15 protein-coding genes and 1 pseudogene are annotated in these 21,406 nt (G+C 71.2%); 7 read left to right on the top strand and 9 right to left on the bottom strand.

The genetic code is table 11. The features are described from left to right. Positions 1-64: 64 nt before the first annotated feature. Positions 65-1,666: an alpha/beta hydrolase gene (locus tag ACGF2V_RS12045; RefSeq protein WP_362706566.1), complete on the bottom strand. Its 1,602-nt coding sequence runs from the start codon at positions 1,664-1,666 to the stop codon at positions 65-67. Between the two features lie 177 nt (positions 1,667-1,843). After that, the gene (locus ACGF2V_RS12040; RefSeq protein ID WP_362623651.1) at positions 1,844-2,884 is read right to left on the bottom strand and encodes an Rv2578c family radical SAM protein; all 1,041 of its coding nucleotides are present in this window, start codon (positions 2,882-2,884) and stop codon (positions 1,844-1,846) included. A 226-nt stretch (positions 2,885-3,110) separates the two neighbouring features. On the opposite strand from ACGF2V_RS12040, the gene ACGF2V_RS12035 reads away from it, so the two are divergent. Next, positions 3,111-3,554, top strand: a complete 444-nt coding sequence (locus ACGF2V_RS12035; protein ID WP_073791538.1) for an SRPBCC family protein — start codon at positions 3,111-3,113, stop codon at positions 3,552-3,554. Between the two features lie 188 nt (positions 3,555-3,742). Next, positions 3,743-6,235, top strand: a complete 2,493-nt coding sequence (locus ACGF2V_RS12030) for an MFS transporter (protein ID WP_362706563.1) — start codon at positions 3,743-3,745, stop codon at positions 6,233-6,235. Positions 6,236-6,650: 415 nt separating this feature from the next. Here the strand turns inward: ACGF2V_RS12030 and ACGF2V_RS12025 are convergent, their stop codons facing one another. Genes ACGF2V_RS12025 through ACGF2V_RS12015 form a run of 3 tightly spaced genes read right to left on the bottom strand, consistent with a single transcriptional unit; the run spans position 6,651 to position 9,029 of the window. Then, complete coding sequence (locus ACGF2V_RS12025; RefSeq protein ID WP_362623643.1) at positions 6,651-7,055, bottom strand: GntR family transcriptional regulator; 405 nt, start codon at positions 7,053-7,055, stop codon at positions 6,651-6,653. 52 nt (positions 7,056-7,107) lie between these two features. Beyond that, on the bottom strand, positions 7,108-8,088 hold the full coding sequence (locus ACGF2V_RS12020; protein WP_362623640.1) for an ABC transporter permease subunit: 981 nt from the start codon (positions 8,086-8,088) through the stop codon (positions 7,108-7,110). Further along, on the bottom strand, positions 8,085-9,029 hold the full coding sequence (locus tag ACGF2V_RS12015; protein ID WP_362623637.1) for an ABC transporter ATP-binding protein: 945 nt from the start codon (positions 9,027-9,029) through the stop codon (positions 8,085-8,087). The genes ACGF2V_RS12020 and ACGF2V_RS12015 overlap by 4 nt, the downstream gene beginning before the upstream one ends. A gap of 216 nt (positions 9,030-9,245) precedes the next feature. Here ACGF2V_RS12015 and ACGF2V_RS12010 point away from each other — a divergent pair, with 216 nt between their 5' ends. The 5 genes and pseudogenes from ACGF2V_RS12010 to ACGF2V_RS11990 form a co-directional block, all read left to right on the top strand. Then, complete coding sequence (locus tag ACGF2V_RS12010; RefSeq protein ID WP_362623634.1) at positions 9,246-10,079, top strand: M55 family metallopeptidase; 834 nt, start codon at positions 9,246-9,248, stop codon at positions 10,077-10,079. Then, positions 10,072-11,415, top strand: a complete 1,344-nt coding sequence (locus tag ACGF2V_RS12005) for a M20/M25/M40 family metallo-hydrolase (RefSeq protein ID WP_362623631.1) — start codon at positions 10,072-10,074, stop codon at positions 11,413-11,415. The genes ACGF2V_RS12010 and ACGF2V_RS12005 overlap by 8 nt, the downstream gene beginning before the upstream one ends. A 40-nt stretch (positions 11,416-11,455) precedes the next feature. Then, a complete protein-coding gene (locus ACGF2V_RS12000) occupies positions 11,456-13,435 on the top strand; it encodes a prolyl oligopeptidase family serine peptidase (RefSeq protein ID WP_362706560.1) in 1,980 nt (659 codons plus the stop codon). Next, positions 13,432-14,406, top strand: a complete 975-nt coding sequence (locus ACGF2V_RS11995) for an LD-carboxypeptidase (RefSeq protein WP_362706557.1) — start codon at positions 13,432-13,434, stop codon at positions 14,404-14,406. Before ACGF2V_RS12000 ends, ACGF2V_RS11995 begins: the two co-directional genes overlap by 4 nt. 213 nt (positions 14,407-14,619) lie before the next feature. Further along, positions 14,620-14,769 (top strand): annotated as a pseudogene (locus tag ACGF2V_RS11990) (RimJ/RimL family protein N-acetyltransferase); the annotation flags it as partial. 58 nt (positions 14,770-14,827) lie between these two features. On the opposite strand, the gene sbnA reads toward ACGF2V_RS11990, so the two are convergent. The 4 genes from sbnA to ACGF2V_RS11970 form a co-directional block, all read right to left on the bottom strand. Further along, positions 14,828-15,832 (bottom strand): 2,3-diaminopropionate biosynthesis protein SbnA, encoded by a 1,005-nt coding sequence (sbnA, locus tag ACGF2V_RS11985; protein WP_362706554.1) that lies wholly within the window; start codon positions 15,830-15,832, stop codon positions 14,828-14,830. A gap of 212 nt (positions 15,833-16,044) precedes the next feature. Beyond that, a complete protein-coding gene (gene sbnB, locus ACGF2V_RS11980) occupies positions 16,045-17,115 on the bottom strand; it encodes a 2,3-diaminopropionate biosynthesis protein SbnB (RefSeq protein ID WP_362706552.1) in 1,071 nt (356 codons plus the stop codon). Next, positions 17,112-18,116 (bottom strand): TauD/TfdA family dioxygenase, encoded by a 1,005-nt coding sequence (locus tag ACGF2V_RS11975; RefSeq protein ID WP_362623615.1) that lies wholly within the window; start codon positions 18,114-18,116, stop codon positions 17,112-17,114. Before ACGF2V_RS11975 ends, sbnB begins: the two co-directional genes overlap by 4 nt. A 23-nt stretch (positions 18,117-18,139) precedes the next feature. After that, on the bottom strand, positions 18,140-21,394 hold the full coding sequence (locus tag ACGF2V_RS11970) for an amino acid adenylation domain-containing protein (protein WP_362706550.1): 3,255 nt from the start codon (positions 21,392-21,394) through the stop codon (positions 18,140-18,142). Between the last annotated feature and the right edge of the window lie 12 nt (positions 21,395-21,406).

Below are 21,406 nucleotides of genomic sequence, written 5' to 3'. Positions count from 1 at the left end.
GGGGCCCGGCGCGTCGCGTCGGGCCCCCGCGGGCTGGCACATGGCCGCTCGCCCGGCCCGCTGATCAGCCCCGGAAGCCGAGCAGCCGGTGCAGGACGCCGCCCCTGGTCTCGGCGACGGTCGCGCGTGCCGCCTTCGCCGCCCTGTCGGCCGTGGGTGTCGGGTCGGGGGACTTGGCGCAGACCGCGTCCGCCTCGGACCCGCCGGTCCGGCCGAGCGGGACGGTGCCCTTGGCCAGGTAGTCGGCCAGGTAGGTGTCCAGACAGTCGTTGTCGCTCAGCGTGATGCCGTGGTTGCCGCCGCCCTGCTCGACGACGAGGCGGGAGCCGCGCAGTTCGCGGTGCATGGTCACACCGCCCCGGTACGGGGTCGCCGCGTCGTCCGTGGCCTGGAACAGCAGCACCGGCGGCAGGCTCCTGTTGGACACCCGCACCGGACGCAGCGGCTCCACCGGCCAGTCCGCGCACGGTGCGTTGTACCAGGTGTTGTTCCAGATGGAGAACGGGGCTTTCGCCTGCACGCGCCGGCCGTCGTCGCGCCAGGTGTTCCACGCGCGGGGCCACGGGGCGTCCCGGCACTGCACTGCCGTGTAGACGGAATATTCGTTGTCGCCCTCCGCGCCGAGGGCGCCGAACCTCTTGTACGCCTCCACGAGCGCGTTCTCGTCGTGGTTGTTCACGTAGGCGGAGAACGCCTCGGCCAGGCGCGGCCAGTAGCCGTTGTAGTACCCGCCCGGCAGGAACGTGTCCTCCAGCTCGCTCGCCCCGACCTTCCCGCCCGCGGGGTGCTCCGCGACCGCCCGGCGCATCGCGTACCAGGCGCGCTCCACCCGTTCCGGGTCGTCGCCCAGCCCGTACGCGCTGTCGTGCTTCGCGACCCAGGCGACGAACGCCTTGTGGCGGGCGTCGAAGGCGTAGCTCTGGCCGATGTTGTCCTCGTACCACACACCGTCGGGGTCGACGTTCGAGTCGAGCGCCATGCGACGCACCCGCTCGGGGAACAACTTGGCGTACACCGCGCCGAGGTACGTCCCGTACGAGTAGCCGAAGTAGTTGAGCCGACGGGCACCTGTCGCCCGGCGGATCACGTCGAGGTCCTTGGCGGCGCTGACCGTGTCCATGTGGGGGAGCAGGTCCGGGTACTTCTCGCCGCACGTCTTCGCGAAGGAGGCGGTGCGGTTCCGGTTGGCCTGCTCGACCCCGGGCGCGTACGGCACCGAGTCGGGTCGCGGCGGATCGAAGAACCCGGGCACGCAGTCCAGGGCCGGCCTGCTCCTTCCGACGCCGCGCGGATCGAAGCCGATCACGTCGTACTGCGCGGCCACCGCCTTCGGCAGCGACGAGGCGACGAATCCGGCCATCGGCAGACCGCTGCCCCCGGGACCGCCCGGATTGACGAGCAGGGGCCCCTGGAAGGTCTTCGCGGTGTGCGGGACCCGGGACAGGGCGAGGGTGATGTGCCGGCCCGACGGGTCGTCATGGTCCAGCGGGACACGGACCGAGGCGCACTGGAGCCGCGGGTACGCGTCGGTGCCGCAGTCGGTCCAGCGGAGCGGGGCGGTGGCGGACCGGGGCTCGGCGTCGGCGGCCGCCGGGGACGGGGCCGCGGTCACCAGACCGGCGACCGTCGCGCCCACGGCGACGAGAATTCCTGAACGTTTCGTCATATGGCATCCCGGGGTGGGGAACACGGGGGAACACGGCCGTGCGTGGCACGGCCGTCGCCGCATGCTCCCCGCATTCACGCCCGGAAGGACACGTAGTGACAAGAGTTGACCCGTTTGCCCTGTTGCCTGTGTTTCTGATAAGGGCGTTCTGGGGGTCGTCGGCTCGGAGAGGGTTCGTCAGAGCAGGGTCAACTGGGTCGGGCCGGAGGAGTCGGACCATGCGGTGTCCTTCCGGCGCACGGGCAGCCGGCGGGGCGTCCCCCGGTGCGACGGCCCGATGCCGAACTCCGCCGCAAGCTCGTGGACATGGCCCGTGATGCGCCGTTGGTACCACTTGGGCGCGTACGGCCCCTCCGCGTACAGCCGCTCGTACCGGCGCACCAGATGCGGGTGGTGCTGCCCCAGCCACCGCATGTACCACTCCCGGGCGCCGGGGCGCAGATGGAGCGCGAGCGGCGTCACGGACGTCGCACCGGCGGCGGCGATCGCCCGGACCGTGTCACGCAGTTGGTCCGGGTGGTCGCCGAGGAACGGGACGACGGGTGCCATCAGCACCCCGCAGTCGATGCCGAGATCGCTCAGGGCGCGCACGACGTCCAGGCGGCGTGCGGGGGAGGGGGTGCCGGGCTCCACGGTGCGCCACAGCCCCTCGTGGACGAAGCCGACCGACACGGAGATGCCGACGTCGGTGACCTCGGCCGCCTGCCGCAGCAGTTCGAGGTCGCGCAGGATCAGCGTTCCCTTGGTCAGGATCGAGAACGGGTTCGCGTGGTCGCGCAGGGCCGAGATGATGCCGGGCATCAGCCGGTAACGGCCCTCCGCCCGCTGGTAACAGTCGACATTGGTCCCCATCGCGATGTGCGCGCCGTGCCAGCGCCTGGACGCGAGATGCCCGCGCAGCAGTTCCGGGGCGTTGACCTTGACGACGATCTGTGAGTCGAAGCCGATGCCCGTGTCCAGGTCCAGGTAGCTGTGGGTCTTGCGGGCGAAGCAGTACACGCAGGCGTGGGTGCAGCCGCGGTACGGGTTCACCGTCCACTCGAACGGCATGCGCGAGGCGCCGGGCACCCGGTTCACGATCGAGCGGGCCCGGATCTCGTGGAAGGTGATCTTCTGGAACTCCGGGGTGTCGAACGTGCGCGTGGTCACCGCGTCCGCGGCGAAGAGCGCGCTGTTCGCGGCCGCGGCGGGGTTGTCGGCCAGATGGTTCCAGCGCATGGACGCCTCCTCGGTAGCACTCGCCGAGAGAATAGAACATTTGTTCCCTTGATCGTTTTCTCCCCTTCGTCCGGGAGTGCGTCCGCCCCGGACGAAGCCGGGAACGCAGGGCGTCGCGGACGGGTTCCGGCCGGGAGCAGGCCCTGCAGCGGCCCCGATTTTGAGCGGCGCGCCGAAGGTGATTGGCTCGGCACACCCCCAAAATCCGAGTGCTGGAGGAACAGCCATGGCGCAGGTCGAGGCCACCACGGAACGAGTCATCGCGGCGGACGCGGACACGGTGTTCGACGCGCTGGCCGACTACGAGCGGACCCGCGGCAAGGTGCTGCCCGGACAGTTCAGCGAGTACGAGGTGCGCGAGGGCGGCGACGGCGAGGGCACCCTCGTGCACTGGAAGCTCCAGGCCACCAGCAAGCGGGTCCGCGACTGCCTGATGGAGGTCACCGAGCCCACCGATGGCCGGCTCGTGGAGAAGGACCGCAACTCCTCGATGGTCACCACCTGGACCGTCACCCCGGCCGGCGAGGGCCGTTCCAAGGCCGTCGTGTCGACCGTCTGGAACGGCGCCGGAGGCATCGGCGGATTCTTCGAGCGGACCTTCGCCCCCAAGGGGCTCGCGCGGATCTACGACGAACTGCTGCGCAATCTCGCCACCGAAGTCGAGAAGTAGACCCTCGGCAGGGTCGGCCCACCTCACCGGTTCGGGTGGTCTTCCCTTCCCACCGGTGGTGCGCCGCAGCGCCTCCCACCGGGGAATAAGCCCCCGGTGCGCCGTCGGCGCCCCCTCGTCGGCGTTTGCCCTGCCGCGTCGCGCGATGCGAGAAAGGGCGGCGCAGACGCGACGAGGGGAGCGGCGACGTGGTGGGTGGGATCACTCTGCTGGGGGACGATCAGGGCGGCACTCCCGGCGGTAAGGAAGCCGCCGGAACGGCGGCCGCACCGCCCCCGCCCCCTTCTCCGCCTCCGGCCGGGGGAACGCCGCAGGCGGCGGAGGAGACCGCCGTCGCGCCCGTCTTAGCGGAGACCAGCCGCCGCCGCGTCCGCCTGATCTTTCTCGGGCTGATGCTGACGCTGCTGCTCGCGGCGCTCGACCAGATGATCGTCGCCACCGCGCTGCCGAAGATCGTCGGGGAACTGCACGGCCTGGAGAAGATGTCCTGGGCCGTCACCGCGTACCTCCTCGCCTCCACCATCGGACTGCCGCTCTACGGGAAGCTCGGCGACCTCTTCGGACGCAAGGGCGTCTTCCAGTTCGCGATCGTCGTCTTCGTCATCGGCTCGGCGCTGGCCGGCTGGTCCCGCACCATGGACGAACTCATCGCCTTCCGCGCCGTCCAGGGCGTCGGCGGCGGCGGACTCCTGATCGGCGTCCAGGCGATCATCGCGGACGTCGTACCGCCCCGGGAACGCGGCAGGTTCATGGGGCTCATCGGGGCCGCCTTCGGCCTCGCCTCCGTCGCCGGACCGCTGCTCGGCGGCTTCTTCACCGACCACGCCTCCTGGCGCTGGTGCTTCTACATCAACATTCCGTTCGGCCTGATCACCCTGGCCGTCATCACCGTCGTGCTGAAGCTGCCCAGGCCCGCCGTCCGCCCCCGCCTCGACGTCCTCGGCGCGCTGCTGCTCGCCGCCGCGTCGACCTGCCTGGTGCTGCTCACCAGTTGGGGCGGTACGGAGTACGCCTGGGGGTCGGGCGTCATCCTCGGGCTCGGCGCCGGCTCCGTCGCGGCGACCCTGCTGTTCCTCGTCGCCGAGCGGCGGGCGGCCGAACCGGTCATCCCGCTGCGGCTGTTTTGCGATTCGATCTTCAACGTCACCGCGCTCGTCGGCGCGGTCGTCGGCGTCGCGCTGTTCGGCGCCGCCAGCTACCTGCCGACCTTCCTGCAGATGGTCGACGGCGCCTCGGCCACCGAGTCCGGTCTGCTGATGCTCCCGATGATGGGTGGAATCGTCGTGGCCTCCGTCGTCTCCGGCCAGATGATCTCCCGTACCGGCCGCTACCGCGCCCACCCCATCGTCGGCAGCGCCGTCTCGGTCGTGGGGATGTGGCTGCTCTCCCGGCTCGACACCGACACCCCACCGCTCGAACACGGGATCGCGCAGGCCGTGCTCGGCATCGGGATCGGCCTGGTCATGCCGGTGCTGGTGCTCGCCGTGCAGAACTCCGTACCCCCCGCCGACCTCGGTACCGCCACCAGCGCCAACAACTACTTCCGGCAGATCGGCGGCAGCGTCGGTGCCGCCGTCTTCGGCACGCTCTTCGCCGGGCGCCTCGCCGACGCGCTGGCCGCCCGCCTGCCGGCCGACGCCGACCTGCCCGACCCCGAGTCGATCACCCCGCAGCTCGTCCACGCCATGGAACCCGCGCTGCGCGACGGCTACATCCGGGCGTACGCCGACGCGATGCCGCGGATCTTCCTCTACCTCGTGCCGGTGCTCGTGCTCGGCCTGATCCTCGCCTTATTCCTCAAGGAGAAACCGCTGGTGTCCCACAACAGCCCCGAAACCGCCGCCGAAACGTCCGCCGGGACCGCCCCGATCCCCGCCGCCCGCGCCCTCGTCCCGGCGACCGCGCCCGCGTCCGTGTACCTGTCCGGCGTGCCGGTGCGCGGCAGCGTCCAGCACCCGGACGGCACGAAGGTCCCGCGTGCCGCGCTCACCCTCATCGACGTCCAGGGGCAGCAGGTCGGACGGGGCGCGAGCGGTGACGACGGACGCTACGCGCTGAGCGTGCCCGGCGCGGGCAGCTACGTCCTGATCGCCGCGGCCGGGGGTCATCAGCCGCAGGCCGTCAGCGTCACCGTGGGCGAACGGCCGGTCGAACTCGACGTGGTGCTCGGCGGCGCGGGGCGGCTCGCCGGGACCGTCGTCACGGCCGACGGCCTGCCGGTGCGCGACGCCGCCGTCACCCTCACCGATGTGCGCGGCGAGGTGGTGGCGTCCACCAGGAGCGGACGCGAGGGCGGCTATGTGATCAAGGAGCTGGTGGCCGGTGAGTACACCCTCGCCGCCAGCGCCCCGGCCTTCCGGCCCGCAGCGCTGCCGGTGAGCGTGCAGGCCGCGAGGGAGACCCGACAGGACATCGAACTCGCCGGCGGAGCGGTGCTGCGCGGTGTCGTACGGGCCGGCGGCGGGCGGCCCGTGGAGGATGCTCGGGTCACGCTGCTGGACGCGGCGGGCAACGTGGTCGACACGCTCACCACCGGGCCGGACGGGGCGTTCCGGTTCGTCGACCTGTCCACGGGCGAGTACACGGTGATCGCGGCCGGATATCCGCCGGTGGCCACCGTCCTCCAGGTCGCGGGCGGCGGGCGCACCGAACGCGACCTCCAACTGGGCCACGAGGACTGACAGCGCTGATCGCTGTGGCTCCGCTTGGTGGTCCGCCCGAGGCTGACGGGCGCTTCGGTCGTCCCTGACCCGTTCGGCGGACGGCCGCGGCGGACGGGAGAGGAGACGCAGGCGGCGCCAGTGCGCCGGGTGACGACATCGCCGGGCGGCGGATCCGTCGCCCGGCGACGTCGCGTACGCCCCGGGCCGGTGGTGAATCCGGGCCTGGGCGGACCGCCTCGGACCAACGGACTCGGCCCGGAACAACTCGTCGGCGCCGCCGCCGAACCGTCGGGAGTACGCCCGGCACAACGGCCACGCCGACCTGCCACGCGAGCGGACCGAGGGCGCCGTGGGCGACTGTCCCGGGGCATCAGAATGGCCCGGCGCCCTTGGGAGGAGGGGTGCCCGGCCGTCCCGGTTCCCCGGTGGTCCCTCAGTCGGCCGCCCGGACCGACCGAGTCGGATACACCGCCGCGTGGACCGACTGGAAGAGGGCGGTGACCTCCTGACCGCTGAGGCCCTGGGAGCGTGCCTCGTTCAGCCACTCGGCCAGCGACGCCCGCAACGGCGATTCGGAACCCGTCTGCGGCGGCGCGAGGGAGCGGGTGATGAAGGTGCCCGCCCCCTGCCTCACCTCGGCGAGACCCGCGCGTTCCAGTTCGCGGTACGCCTTGAGGGTCGTGTTCGGGTTGACCTTGGTGTCCGCGGCGACCTGCGCAGCCGTCGGCAGACGGTCACCCGCCTCCAGGGCGCCCATGCGCAGCGCCTGTTCGACCTGCCGCACGATCTGGAGGTACGTAGCCACTCCGCTGCGTCGGTCGATGCGGAAAACGACCATCGTCTTCACCTCCTTCGGGACTGCCGCAACGATACGTTCCGATTACGGTGTGTCACCGCAGTGGCCTCCGGGACACCCTCCACACCGTGAAGACGGTGAGCACGACGGTGGCCGCGAGCAGGATGCCCGCACCCGTCCACTGCATCGCCGGCATCTGGTCGAAACCGAGGTACTGGACGACATTCTCGACGATGCCGTGCTCCTTCACGCAGGCGTTCGAGGCAGCCTCGGTCTCCTCGGCGCACAGCCCCCAGCCGTACAGCCGGCCGTCGGCGGAGCCGATCCAGCGGTCCAGCTCGTAGGAGTCGTTGAGCCGTGCGGGCAACTCGTCGTCGAGCGGGTAGGAGAACATGCGCGCGGGCGCCAGTGAGGAGCGCAACCGGTCCCAGACCAGCTCCACGAACACGGAGAGGACGAGCGTGACCGCCATGGCCGGCAGGACCCGGCGCAGGAGCAGGCCGATGGTGATCCCGGCGGCGGTGAGGAAGAGGCACAGGGCGGGCAGTACCGGGCCGGTGGTGTCGAAGATCTGCCCGTCCGACCACTGGGCCTGGAACACCGAGCGGTAGGGCTTCCACCACCAGGTGAAGAGCGCCGAGAGTACCGCACCGGTCACGAGCACGGCCCCGTAGCACCAGGCGAGCTTGGCCGTGACCCAGCGGCGCCGGGACACCGACTGGGTGGTGACCAGGCGGGCGGTGCCGTGCTCCTGGTCCGCCGCGATCAGCGGGGCCCCGAGGAAGACGGCGAGGATCACGGGCAGCAGGCCCAGGCCGGTGAGGGTGAGAGCGACAGCGTCCGAGGGGAACGTCGGCTGGGCCAGGGCCTTGTCCGGCCCGCCGGCCGCTTCGAGGAGCTCGGCCGTCCGGCCGCGCTGGTAGACGATCCACGCCGCGCCGAGGACGGACGCGGCGGCCAGGGTGAGCAGCGCGGTCCGGTGCTGGCGGGCGACGAGCCAGTTCAGCCCACCCAGCAGGCGACGGCCGGGCTCCCGGCCGGTCGTCCGGGAGGCGTCGGTGAGGGTGGTGCTCATGAGCTGTGGATCCCTTCATCCTCGAAACGGGCGCCGGGCGTGAACAGGGGAGGTGCGTCCGGCGAGCGCAGATGGGCCAGCAGCACTTCCTCCAGGCTGGGTTCGGTGACGACCCACTCGGCGGGCAGCGGGCCGTTCGGCCGTACCAGCGCCTGGAACTGCCGTCCCTGGGCACGGACTTCGACGACCGTGTGGGGGGCCAGCGCGGCGACCGGGTCCCCGGCGGTGACGACACCCGTCACCAGCGCGTGCGCCGGGACGAGCGCGTCCGCGTCACCGGCCATCCGGACCCTGCCCTCGGCGAGGACCAGCAGGTAGTCGCACATGTCCTCCAGCTCGGACAGCAGATGCGAGGACATCACCACGGTGATGCCGCGCTCGACGGCCTCCGACATCAGCAGACCGCTCAGGTCGTGGCGGGCCAACGGGTCCAGATCGGCCATCGGCTCGTCGAGCAGCAGCAGATCGGGCCGCTTGCCGAAGGCCAGCGCGAACGCCACGCGGGTGCGCTGGCCGCCGGACAGGGTGCCGATCCGGGCGTCCATCGGCACCTGGCCCGACCGCACGATCCGTTCCGCCGCTGCCATGTCCCAGGCGGGGTTCAGCTCGGCGCCCATGCGGAGCGTCTCCGCCACGGTGAACCCTTTGAACAGCGGCTTGTCCTGGTCGAGGAACGCCAGCCTCGGCATCACGGCCGGATCGTCCACCGGCACGCCGAAGACGCGCAGTTCGCCCGCAGTCGGTCGTACCTGTCGGGTAATCAGTCCCAACAGGGTGCTCTTTCCCGCGCCGTTGGGGCCGACGAGGCCGCAGATGCGCCCGGCCGGCAGTCGGAACGAGCAGTCCCGCAGCGCCCAGCCGCGGCGGTAGCGCCGCCCCAGGCCGCGGGCCTCCAGTGCCCAGGCGCCGGACGTGCCGCCCGGAGTGAATGCGTCTGCCATGCCCTTCCCCCTGATTCCATTAGTCAATTAATGGAATCATGGTCTTGGTGGAGAGAGGCTGTCAAGGCGGGGCCGGGGAGGCCGCGCGTCGCCCTGTGGTGCGTCCTGAACGCGGGGCCGCTCGAGGCCGGGCGTACGGTCTCTTCGGAGGACTGGACCTCTGAACGTTGATGTGCCTCTGGCCCGGCGGTTCCCCGACGCGTAGCGTGAGCCCGCATGAAGATCTTGATCAGCGCGGACATGGAAGGCGCCACCGGCGTGACCTGGCCGGCCGACGTACTGCCTGGAACCCCCCAGTGGGAGCGGTGCCGTGCCATGTTCACCTCGGACGTGAACGCGGCGGCCCTCGGCTTCTACGACGGCGGCGTCGACGAGGTGCTTGTCAACGAGGCCCACTGGTCGATGCGCAACCTCCTGCTGGAGCGGCTCGACGACCGGGTGCAGATGCTCACCGGCCGGCACAAGTCCCTCTCCATGGTGGAAGGCGTCCAGCACGGCGACATCGACGGTATCGCCTTCATCGGCTACCACACCGGCGCCGGGGCGGAGGGCGTCCTCGCCCACACCTACCTGGCGAACTCGGTCACCGGTGTGTGGCTCAACGGCGCCAGGGCGAGCGAGGGGCTACTCAACGCCCATGTCGTGGCGGAGTACGGCGTTCCCGTCGTCCTCGTGACCGGCGACGACCTGACCTGCGTGGACGCGGAGGGGTACGCGCCCGCGGCGCGCAAGGTGGCGGTGAAGGACTACGTGTCGCGGTACGCGGCGGTGTGCCGTACACCGGCCCGTACTGCCGCCGACATCCGCGCCGCCGCCAAGGCGGCGACCGCGCTGGCCGTGCGGCACGCACCGGTGGAGGGCGGCCCGTTCACCGTCGAGCTGGAATTCGACGCCGAGCACCTGGCGGGCGCGGCCACCGTCGTCCCCGGCGTGGCGCCGAGCGGTGAACGGCGCGTCGCCTACACCAGCGCGACGATGTACGAAGGCATTCGCACGTTCAAGGCGGTGACCACGGTCGTGTCGTCCGCCGTGGAGGAGCAGTATGGCTGAGCAGTCCGGTTCCCAAGAGACCGTCGACGCGCGGGCGCTCGACGAAGTGGTGACGTTCACCTCCGAACTGATCCGGATCGACACCACCAACCGCGGCGGCGGTGACTGCCGCGAACGCCCGGCCGCCGAGTACGTCGCCGAGCGGCTGGCGGCGGCGGGGCTGGAACCCGCCCTGCTCGAACGCACTCCGGGGCGCACCAACGTGGTCGCCCGGATCGAGGGCACCGATCCGTCCGCCGACGCCCTCCTCGTCCACGGCCATCTCGACGTCGTCCCGGCCGAGGCCGTCGACTGGACCGTGCACCCCTTCTCCGGCGAGGTCCGCGACGGCATCGTCTGGGGGCGCGGCGCCATCGACATGAAGAACATGGACGCGATGGTCCTGGCCGTGGTCCGCGCCTGGGCGCGGGCCGGGGTACGGCCCCGCCGCGACATCGTGATCGCGTACACCGCCGACGAGGAGGCCAGCGCCGAAGACGGCTCCGGCTTCCTCGCCGACCGCCACGCCCCGCTCTTCGAGGGCTGCACGGAGGGCATCAGCGAATCCGGGGCCTTCACCTTCCACGCCGCCCCGGACCTGGCGCTCTACCCGATCGCGGCCGGTGAGCGCGGCACCGCCTGGCTGAAGCTCACCGCGCACGGCAGGGCCGGGCACGGCTCCAAGGTCAACCGGTCCAACGCGGTCACCGCGCTCGCCGCCGCCGTCGCCCGCATCGGCGGACACGAGTGGCCCGTCCGGCTCACCCCCACCGTGCGCGCCGCGCTCACCGAGATCGCCGCACTGCACGGCATCCGCCCCGACCTCGACGCCCCCGGCTTCGACGTGGACGAACTGCTCGGCCGGCTCGGGCGGTCCGCCGCACTGGTCGAACCGACCGTCCGCAACAGCTCCAACCCGACGATGCTGGAGGCCGGTTACAAGGTCAACGTGATCCCCGGCCAGGCCACCGCCTTCGTCGACGGACGGATGCTCCCCGGCGGCGAGGACGAGTTCCACGACACGATGGACCGGCTCACCGGACCCGACGTCGACTGGGAGTTCCACCACCGCGAGGTCCCGCTGCAGGCCCCGGTCGACTCGCCGACCTTCGCCAAACTGCGCGCCGCCGTCGAACGCTTCGACCCGGACGGCCACGTCGTGCCGTACTGCATGTCGGGCGGCACGGACGCCAAGCAGTTCTCCCGGCTCGGCATCACCGGATACGGATTCTCACCGCTGAAGCTGCCCGCCGGCTTCGACTACCAGGCGCTGTTCCACGGCGTCGACGAACGCGTCCCCGTCGAGGCACTGCACTTCGGCGTCCGCGTCCTCGACCGCTACCTGCGCACCGCCTGACCCGCCACCACCGCCCGACCCGCTACAGGGGGATGTGAACATGCTGCCCACAGGGGCCCACGGAACATGGCCGTCACCGATCGACGCCGCCCTCGCCGCCTCCCGCGACGGCCGCCCGGACCACGTCGGCACCGTCGGCGAAGAGGTGTGGTGGACGGAACCACGCCCCGCCGAGGCGGGCCGCCGCGCCCTGGTCCGTCGCCGCGCGGACGGGACGACCACGAGCGTGCTGCCCGCCCCGTGGAACGTACGGAGCCGGGTCGTCGAGTACGGCGGACAGCCCTGGGCCGGGGCCGCCCGCGCCGAGGGCGGACCGCTGGTCGTCTTCGTCGACTTCGCCGACCAGCGGCTCTACGCGTACGCTCCCGACGAACCTGGTGTGCCCCGGCCGCTCACCCCTGTCTCCGCCGTCGGCGGCGGACTGCGCTGGGTCGACCCGAGCCTCCACCTCGACCGGGGCGAAGTGTGGTGCGTGCTGGAGGAGTTCACCGGCGAGGCGCCCACCGAACTGCGCCGGGTCCTCGCCGCCGTCCCCTTGGACGGCTCGGCGGCCGACGATCGCAGGGCGATCCGTGAACTCACCGACGACGGCCACCGGTTCGTCACCGGGGCGAAGCTCTCGCCGGACGGGCGACGGGCGGCCTGGATCGCCTGGGACCACCCGCGCATGCCGTGGGACGGCACGGAGGTGATGCTCGCCGACGTCACCGAGGACGGCACCTTCCGTCACGTCCGGAGCTTCGCGGGCGGCCCCGATGAGTCGATCCCGCAGGTCGAGTGGGACGCCGACGGGCAACTGCTGTTCGCCGGTGACCGCAGCGGCTGGTGGAACCTGTACCGCGCCGACCCGCACGGGGGCGCCGTCCCGCTGTGCGCCCGGGAGGAGGAGTTCGCCGGCCCGCTCTGGACGATCGGCTGCCGCTGGTTCCGGCCGCTGGACAACGGCCTCGTCGCCACCATTCACGGCAGGGGCACCACGACCCTCGGCATCCTCGACCCGCGCACCGGCGAACTCACCGACGTCCCCGGGCCCTGGACCGCATGGGCCGCCTCTCTCGCCGTGCACGGCAGCCGCATCACCGGCATCGCCGCGAGCCCGTCCAGCGCCTACGAGGTCGTGGAGCTGGACACGGCGACCGGCCGCACCCGCGTCATCGGCACACCGCACGAGGACGCCGTCGACCCCGCCTACTACCCCCGGCCCGAGGCCCGCACCTTCACCGGACCCGACGGCCGGGAGATCCACGCCCACATCTATCCGCCGCGCAACCCCGGGCGCACCGGCCCCGAGGGCGAACTGCCGCCCTACGTCGTCTGGGCGCACGGCGGCCCTACCGGGCACGCCGCACTCGTACTCGACCTGGAGGTCGCCTACTTCACCTCGCGCGGCATCGGCGTCGCCGAAGTCAACTACGGCGGCTCCACCGGCTACGGCAGGGACTATCGCAACCGCCTGCGCGAACAGTGGGGCGTTGTCGACGTCGAGGACTGCGCGGCCGTCGCCGGGGCCCTGGCCGCCGAGGGCACGGCCGACGGCCGGCGCCTCGCCATCCGGGGCGGCAGCGCCGGCGGCTGGACCACCGCCGCCTCGCTGACCAGCACCGACGTCTACGCCTGCGGCACGATCATCTACCCCGTCCTCGACCTGACCGGCTGGGGCACGGAGGAGACCCACGACTTCGAGTCGCGCTACCTGGAGTCACTGGTCGGACCGCTCGCCGAGGTCCCGGAACGCTACCGCGAACGGTCGCCCGTCAGCCGCACCGACCGGCTGAGCACCCCGTTCCTGCTGCTCCAGGGGCTCGCCGACCCCATCTGCCCGCCCGTCCAGTGCGAACGCTTCCTGGCCGCGGTCGACGGGCGCGGCATCCCGCACGCCTATCTCGCCTTCGAGGGGGAGGGGCACGGATTCCGCCGCGCCGACACCATGATCCGCGCCCTGGAGGCCGAACTCTCCCTTTACGCACAGACGTTCGACTTCGAATGTCCCGACGTGCCGGAACTGGAGCTGAAGCGGTGACCCCCGAAGCGCGCACCACAGAGAAGCGGACGCCCGAACCGCTGACCCGCCCCGCCCGGCTGCGCCCCGGCGCCAGGATCGCCGTCGTGTCGCCGAGCGGGCCCGTCCCCGCCGACCGCCTGGAACCCGGGCTTGACATCCTGCGCCGCTGGGGCCTCGAACCGGTCGAGGCGCCCCATGTGCGCGCCGTTCACCCCGAGTTGGAGTATCTGGCGGGCGCCGACGAGGCGCGGGCGCGGGACCTTGAGGAGGCGTGGTGCGATCCCTCGGTCGACGCGGTGATCTGCGCCCGCGGCGGCTACGGCGCGCACCGCATGGTCGACCTGGTCGACTGGGCCGCGATGCGCGCCGCCGGGCCCAAGGTGTTCATCGGCTACAGCGACATCACCGTGCTCCACGAGGCGTTCGCCCACCGCGTGGGTCTCGCCACCCTGCACGGCCCGATGGTGGGCGCGGAGACCTTCCTCAAGGACCCGGACACCCAGGAGTCCCTGCGGGCCACCCTGTTCGAGCCCGAGAAGGTGCAAACCCTCGGTCTGCCCGGCGCGCGGGCGCTGGTGCCCGGCCGGGCGCGCGGCGTCACCTTCGGCGGCTGCGTCAGCCTCCTCGCCGCCGGTATCGGCACCCCGGACGCCCGGACCTCGGCCCGGGGCGGGCTGCTGGTGATCGAGGACACCACCGAGGACCCGTACAGCGTCGACCGTATCCTCACCCACCTGCTGAGGGCCGGGGCGCTCGACGGGATCGCCGGGGTGGCCTGCGGCTCCTGGGAGGGGTGCGGGCCGTACGAGCGGGTGCGGGCCGTCCTGGCGGACCGGCTCGGCGCACTGGGCGTGCCCGTCGTGGAGGAGCTGGGCTTCGGGCACGGACCGACGGCGCTGACGATTCCGCTCGGTGTGCCCGCCGTGCTGGACGCACCCGCCGACGGCGGCCCCGCCACGCTCACCACCGAGGTGCCCGCGCTGGTCTGACCGTTCGTTCCCTGCACCGCGCCGAAGCGGCCCGCACCCGGTCCGGCCCACAGCGCCCCGCTGTGGGCCGGACCGGGGACGCGCCGCGCATCGGAGGCGCATGACATCGCTCCCTGATCCACCCCGTCACCCCAGGTCGTTAGCCTGACCGGATGCCGGAGACAGCAGCCGAGACCGACTACCTGGCCGAGGGGCGCCGGGTGGCGATCCGCCCCCGGCAACGAGGCGTCCCTGGCGCTCGTCCGGCGGGCCGGTTTCCGCCTCGAAGGGTTCTCGCCGGACTTCCTCCTCATCGACGGGGCCTGGCGCGACCACGAGCGGTGGGCGATCACGGCCGGGATGCCGAGGCGCGCGGCGGGCTGACCGGGGCCCGGCCGGGCCCGCCACCGACGCGCCCGGCCGGCAAGGGCCGTCGACGGCCCTACCGTGTCGGCGAGGGGGCGGCTGTGCGGGAATCGGCGGCCTCCTCGCCGGAGTCGAGAACGCCCTCGCCGTAGAGATCGTGCAGCCAGTTGGTCTGGTAGATGGTGTCCAGGTAGCGCTCGCCGAGGTCCGGGCCGATGGCCACTGCGGTGAGTTCGTGCGCGTCATGCCGGGCCAACCAGTCCGTCGCGCCGCTGATCACCGTGCCGGTGGAGCCGCCGAACAGGTATCCGCGCCTGGCCAGACGATGACAGGCACGTACAGTGTCCGCCTCCTCGACACGAATCACCTCGTCGACATAGGACTTGTCGAGCAGCGGCGGGCGTATGCTCATGCCCAGACCGGGAATCATCCGGCGGCCCGGCGAACCGCCGAAGGATACCGAGCCGACGCTGTCCACCGCGACGATCCGCACCCGCCGGTGCCATGTGCGGAAGTAGCGAGCACAGCCCATCAGGGTCCCGGTGGTGCCGGCTCCGACGAACAGCACGTCCAGCAGCGGGAACTGACGGGCTATCTCAGGCCCGGTCGTGCGGTAGTGCGCCTTCCAGTTGCTCGGATTGGTGTACTGGCTGAGCCACACGTACCGGTCGTCGGAGGCGCACAGCGCGCGGACGTAGTCGAGCCGTGCGCCGAGAAAGCCGCCGTTGGTCTCCTGTTCGGCGATGACGTGCACCTGGCTGCCCAACGCCTCCATCATCATTCTGTTCGACAGATTGCCGCGGGAGTCCGTCACACACAGGAACTGGTAGCCCTTGCTCGCCGCGACCACGCTCAGCGCCACGCCGAGGTTTCCGGACGAGGACTCGACCAGGATCGATTCCGGTGTCAGGATTCCATCCCGCTCAGCGGCCTCCACCATCTCGGTCGCGGCCTTCAATTTGATCGAGCCGGCGAAGTTGAAGCCCTCACACTTCAGGTAGAGCGACTGCCCGAAGATCGACCGGAGGTCGACATAGAGATTCTCTTCGTTGAAGGCGTAGGGAGTGGAAATGACGGGCACGATGGTCTCCTCTGTCTGGAGCAGAGCACTATCGGAACTTGCATCCGGCCGTCGGCGCCTCCTCGCTCGTACGGGCGAGACCCCGCGTTCGACCAAGCGGCACGGCACCCTGTGTCTGCGGCCGCTGTCTCATGCGTCAGGACATGCTGCGACGTGACCGGTGGTTTCTCCTGGGATCAGCCTTGAAGGAGCCTCCTGGGCTCTCGGCCCGCTCATCCGTACCGGCTCAGTTCGTGGAAGAAGTCGTCGACGACGTGCAACTCTCCGCTGCGGGCGACTTCGGTGTACACGTACTTGCCCACCGCGAGGTCGAGCACCCCGAGGCCGAAGGGCGAGAACACCACCGGCCGGTCCGCCGGCACCGTCACCCGCCCGGCCATCACGTCGGCCAACGTGCCGTGGAGGAAGTCCCGGCCGCCCGTGAGCTGCTCGGCCAGGTGCGGCGACGTGTCGGCCTTGAGGCAGTGTTCGACGTCATCGACGATGTTGGTCGAGGCGAGCAGGACCTCCGGCGCGAGGTCGCGCAGCGACACATGCAGCACCAGCGGATTGTGTGCGAACCACGACAGGTCACTGACGTGCGGTTGACCGGCGACCGTGGCGAAGACGACCAGGTCGCTGTTTCGGATCAACTGCTCGGCGCTGTCGTGCACGGTGATTCGGCCGGCGGTGTCCGACTGCTCCAGGTAGCAGCGGAAGCCTGCCGCGCTGTCGGCGGACAGGTCGTGTACGCCGACCTCGTCGAACGACCAGCCGTTGCCGGCCAGGAAGGTGTGGATGTAGCGGGCGATCAGGCCCGCCCCGAAGAACCCGACGCGCGTCGGTCGCGTTCGGTCGCGGCTGAGCCAGTCGGCCGCCGACGCCGCCGACGCGGCCGTCCGGGTGGCACTGATGATCGAACTCTCCAGACAGGCGAACGGGTAGCCGGTGTCATGGTCGTTGAGGATCAGCACGGCCGATGCCCTGGGGATGCCGGCCGTCACGTTCCCCGGGAAGCTGGAGATCCACTTCAGGCCGTCCACCCGCGTCTCCCCGCCGATCGAGGCGGGCAGCGCGATGATCCGGGAGGACGGGCGGTCGGGGAAACGCAGGAAGTACGACGGCGGGTTCACCGAATCACCGGCGCCGTGCGCCCGGTAGGTGGCCTCGACCAACTCCGTGATCCGCTTCTCGCATCCGTGCAGCGTGCGCCGGACCTGTGCGCCGGAGATCACTGCGAACGGTGGCACGGTGACCGGTGCGACGCCTGCGGACCCTCTCGCGGTGTGATCGACGCCGTTCATCGCGCGCTCACCTCCACGGTCGGCGAGCAGTCGGCCAGACGCACCGGTTCGGCCAGGGCGACGAGCACCTCGCGCTGTCCCTCGAAGGGCTCCCTGCTGTGCGCGGTGCGGACGTTGTCGACGAGCATCAGGTCGCCGGCCTGCCACGGTTCGCGTGCGGTGTTCGCCTCGTAGACGCTGTTGAGCAACTGGACGACGTCCTCGCCGATCGGGTCGCCGTTGCCGAAGCGGGTGTTGAACGGCAACCCGTCGGCGCCGTAGACGTCCACCAAGTACTCGTGCACCTCGGGGGCCATCGTCCACTCGTTGAGGAACGCGATCTGGTTGAACCAGCAGCGCCGGCCGGTGACCGGGTGGCGCACCACGGCGCTGCGGCGCTGCCTGGTGCGCAGTCCACCGTCGGGCTGCCACTCGAACGCGATCGCGTTGGCGCGGCAGTAGCGCTCGACGGCACCCCGGTCGTCCGTGCCGAAGGCATCGGCGACGGACGCGCCGATCTCGTCGTTGTAGCTGCGGGTGAGCAGCCAGCCCTCGCGCTCGAACCGCTCGGTCAACGCGGTGGGCAGTGCGTCCAGCACGGTCGCCGAGTCGGCCACCGCGGTCGCCCCGCCGTCGGTGGGCGCACTGAGGCAGGCGAACATCATCAGGCCGGGGAACTCAAGCGTGTAGCTCAGTTCGTGATGCATGCACATGGGCTGGTTCGACGGCCACGTCGATGAGGAGTACACCCCCTCGGAGTAGGTCTGCCGGGGTGCGAAGCCCTCCTGCTCGGTCATCAGACTGCCTGCCAGCTTGGAGAAGACGGCTCCGGTCTCGGCCGCGTCACGCAGCCCGAGGCCGCGGACCAGGACCGAACCGTGCTCGACGACGACTGCGCGCAGCGCGTCCCGGTGCTCGGCCGCCCAGGCCGGCGCGTCGCCGGTGGTCTCGGCCCGCAGCCGTGGGGGTGCGCCGGGATCCAGTTCCACGTCGACGAGCAACGCCGAGGATGTGAGGGACATCTCGATTTCCTTTCAGCGGACACTCAGGAAGAAGTGAACAATTCGGCGGCGTGCAGCACGGCCTTTGCCGCCTCGGCCGGACGGGTACGCAGGAAGTAGTGGCCGCCGTCGGCGAGCTCGTGCAGGTCGACCTGTTCGGCCAGAAGCTGCCAGTCGCGGTACCGGCGCGGGTACTGCGCCGTGCTCGGGTCGTCCGCGGCGACGACCACGGTGACCGGCGCGGAGAGCTTCTGCGCCGGCGGGCGCTCCAGGGCGTCGGCGAAGTAGCGGTGTGCGGACACGCAGTCGTGCCGGTAGGCGGCGCCGACGTGCTCGGCGTGCTGCGCGCCCAGTTCACCGAGCGAGGTGTGGCCGCCGTGCGCGCTCAGGCCCGCGGCGATCTCGGCGTTGCTGCGCCCGGTCAGCTCGCTGATGGCGGCGCGCCGGTCGTCGGCGTCACCGAGCAGTTGCGCGCCGAGGAACACCCGCCCGACGTCCACCCCGCGCTCCCGCAGCCTTCTGGCCGTCTCCACGGCCAACGCGGTGCCCGAGGAATGGCCCCACAGCAGGACCCTGGTCAGGCCACGCCCGGTGATCTCGTCGACGACCTGCTCGACCACCTGCGTCATCGGCGCGAGCGGCTCGCTCTGCCCGGCCACGTCGTGACCGGGCAATTCGACCGCGTAGACCGCCGGTCCACCGTCCGGCAGCGCCCTGGCCATCGGTTGGAAGTTCACCGCGTTGCCGCCGGCGTGGGGGAAGCACACCAGGGCCGCGGTCCGCGCACCGTCCGATTCCGACAGTGGCTGAAGCAGCCCGGCACGCCGCACCGACCTGCCGTCGACCAGCCCGGCCAGATCGGCGAGGACCGGGTGACGGGTGACATCCTTGAGGGACACCGCACGGTCCAGGACGATGGCCAGCTTCACTGCCGACAGCGACGTGCCGCCCCGGTCGAAAAAGTTGTCCCGCCGTCCGATCCGGTCCTGCGGGATGCCGAGGACCTTCGCCCAGGCGGCCGCCAAGTGCCGCTCGGTCGGCGTATCCGGCGCGCGGAAGTCGTCCCGGACGGCGTCGAGTTCTCCGGCGAGTGCCTGCAGGGTCCTTCTGTCGATTTTGCTGTTCGCCGTCAGCGGCAGAGTCTCCCGCCAGTGAAAGGCGGACGGGACCATGTACGCGGGCAGCGAATCACCGAGCCGGTCGAGCAGGACGTCGGCCTCGAGCGGCCTTTGACCGGAGTAGAACGCCACCAGGTGCTTGCTCTGGTCGGCCCGCTCGGCGACCACGACCGCACCGTCGCGAACGCCGGGCACCTGCAACAGGGTGTTCTCGATCTCGCCGATCTCGATCCGGAAGCCACGGATCTTCACCTGGGTGTCGCGGCGGCCGAGGAACTCCAGCTTTCCCTCGGGCGTCCAGCGGCCGTGGTCGCCGCCCCGGTAGAGCCGGGCCCCCTCACGGTGCGGATCGGCCAGGTAGGCATGCCGGGTGCGCTCGGGGTCGTTGACGTATCCGCGGCCGACGCAGATGCCGGAGAAGACGATCAGGCCGGGGGCTCCGAGCGGCACCGGCATCAGGTGCTCGTCGACGACGTAGACGCGCACGTTGTTGACCGCGGGACCCAGCAGGACCCGGTCGCCGTCGGGCACGCGGTCCATGACCTCGTGGTTCGTGTCGTCCGATGTCTCGGTCAGCCCGTAGGCGTTGACCAGCTTGATCCCGGGCTGGGCGGCGAACCAGCGCTGCACGAGCTCCTTCTTCAGCGCCTCGCCCGTGACCGACACGTACCGCAGGTCCGGCAGCTCGCGGGGGTGTTGTTTCAGCCAGGACACGACCACGTCCAGGTAGGAGGGCACGACCTGGAGCACGGCGACCCGGCCGTCGACGATTCTGTCGACGAACCGCTCGACGTCCAGGATCACCTCCTGCTCCACCAGCAGTGTCCGCCCCCCGACCAGGAGCCCGGACACCAGTTGCCACAGTGAGATGTCGAAGCACTGGGGTGCGGTCTGGGCGACCACCTGTCCCTCGCCGATCTCCAGGTCGTCGATCTTGGCGTAGAGGTGGTTCAGCATGCCCGCGTGCTCGCACATCGCGCCCTTGGGCTCACCCGTGGAGCCGGAGGTGAAGTAGATGTAGGCGAGCTGGTCCGGTGCGACGGGAAGGCGCAGATCATCGTCGGCGTGGTCTTCCTCGTACGCTGCGCCGACGAAGAGCTTTTGGACCCCGGACAGCGAGTCGAGGGCCTGGTCGAGCGTGGAGGTGCTGCCGGGTTCGGTCAGCACGAGCCCGCACGCGGCACGGGAGAGCATGGTCGTGACACGGTCGGCCGGGAAATGCGGCTCGATGGGCAGATACACGCCGCCGGCCTTGAAGACCGCGAGGACCGCGGCCATCCAGTCCAGGTTGCGCTCGGTCACCACCGCGACGACACCCTCGGGGCGCAGCCCCCGCGCCAGCAGGGCTCGTCCCACCCGGTTGGCGCGCGCGTTGAGTTCCCGATACGTCAGTTGCTGCTCCCCGTGCACCGCGGCGACGGCGTCCGGGTGTGCCGCCACCCGATGCTCGAACAGTTCGTGGAACCGGTGGTCCGGCAGTTCCCGGCGCGGACCGGCGAGTGATTCGAGCTGGAAATGGAGTTCGTCGGCGCAGAGCAGGATCTGCCGCCCGTGCTCGGCGTCCGGATCGGCGGCGATCAGCGCGAGTGCGGTGAGGTGGTAACCGGCGATCCTGACGGCGCAGTCCTCGTCGAGAGCGTCGGTCCGATACCGCAGCCGCAGCACAAGGCGGCCGCCGCGTCGCGAAAATCCCACCCACAGTACGGTGTTGTCGGTGACGTCGCCGCCCACGCCGTGCGGATCGAACACAGCCTCGATCGGCGGCTCCGCCAGGCCCAGTTCGCGCCTGAGCTCATCGACCGGGAAGTCCTTGTGCGACAGCAGGTCCGAGGCGACTCGATGAGTGTCCAGCAGCAGTGTCCGCCATGTGCCGGGCTCGGTCGTCAGCCGGCAGAGCAGCGGTCGGCCGCCCTCCGCGGTGACGTATCCGGTTGCCACCTCGTGCTCGCCGGACAGCGCTCCGAGCACCTTGGCGTGCGCTGCCAGCAGCACCGAGTCGAGTGGTAGCGCCAGGTCTTCGGCCAGCCGGCCCAACGCCGCGACGACGTCGTCCGGGACCGGCGCCTCGTGTTCGCCGACGCCCTTCACCGGATCGAGCGTCCACCGCGGGATTCCGGTGAAGCCACCGGCGACGAGCACATCGCGCCAGAACTCCCGGTCGGCCTGCGCTTGCATTCCCATCTGGTCGTCCCT

The organism is Streptomyces sp. NPDC047982 (genome assembly GCF_043204165.1).
Taxonomy (GTDB): Bacteria; Actinomycetota; Actinomycetes; order Streptomycetales; family Streptomycetaceae; genus Streptomyces.
Note: the sequence above shows the minus strand (reverse complement) of the source record. Positions and strands in the feature narration are given on the sequence as shown.

Coding starts and splice junctions, on each gene's coding strand:
- ACGF2V_RS12045 (WP_362706566.1), bottom strand. CDS start 1,666: ATGACGAAACGTTCAGGAATTCTCGTCGCCGTGGGCGCGACGGTCGCC.
- ACGF2V_RS12035 (WP_073791538.1), top strand. CDS start 3,111: ATGGCGCAGGTCGAGGCCACCACGGAACGAGTCATCGCGGCGGACGCG.
- ACGF2V_RS12005 (WP_362623631.1), top strand. CDS start 10,072: ATGGCTGAGCAGTCCGGTTCCCAAGAGACCGTCGACGCGCGGGCGCTC.
- ACGF2V_RS12025 (WP_362623643.1), bottom strand. CDS start 7,055: ATGGTCGTTTTCCGCATCGACCGACGCAGCGGAGTGGCTACGTACCTC.
- ACGF2V_RS12000 (WP_362706560.1), top strand. CDS start 11,456: ATGCTGCCCACAGGGGCCCACGGAACATGGCCGTCACCGATCGACGCC.
- ACGF2V_RS11975 (WP_362623615.1), bottom strand. CDS start 18,116: ATGTCCCTCACATCCTCGGCGTTGCTCGTCGACGTGGAACTGGATCCC.
- ACGF2V_RS12010 (WP_362623634.1), top strand. CDS start 9,246: ATGAAGATCTTGATCAGCGCGGACATGGAAGGCGCCACCGGCGTGACC.
- ACGF2V_RS11970 (WP_362706550.1), bottom strand. CDS start 21,394: ATGGGAATGCAAGCGCAGGCCGACCGGGAGTTCTGGCGCGATGTGCTC.
- ACGF2V_RS12020 (WP_362623640.1), bottom strand. CDS start 8,088: ATGAGCACCACCCTCACCGACGCCTCCCGGACGACCGGCCGGGAGCCC.
- sbnB (WP_362706552.1), bottom strand. CDS start 17,115: ATGAACGGCGTCGATCACACCGCGAGAGGGTCCGCAGGCGTCGCACCG.
- ACGF2V_RS12040 (WP_362623651.1), bottom strand. CDS start 2,884: ATGCGCTGGAACCATCTGGCCGACAACCCCGCCGCGGCCGCGAACAGC.
- ACGF2V_RS12015 (WP_362623637.1), bottom strand. CDS start 9,029: ATGGCAGACGCATTCACTCCGGGCGGCACGTCCGGCGCCTGGGCACTG.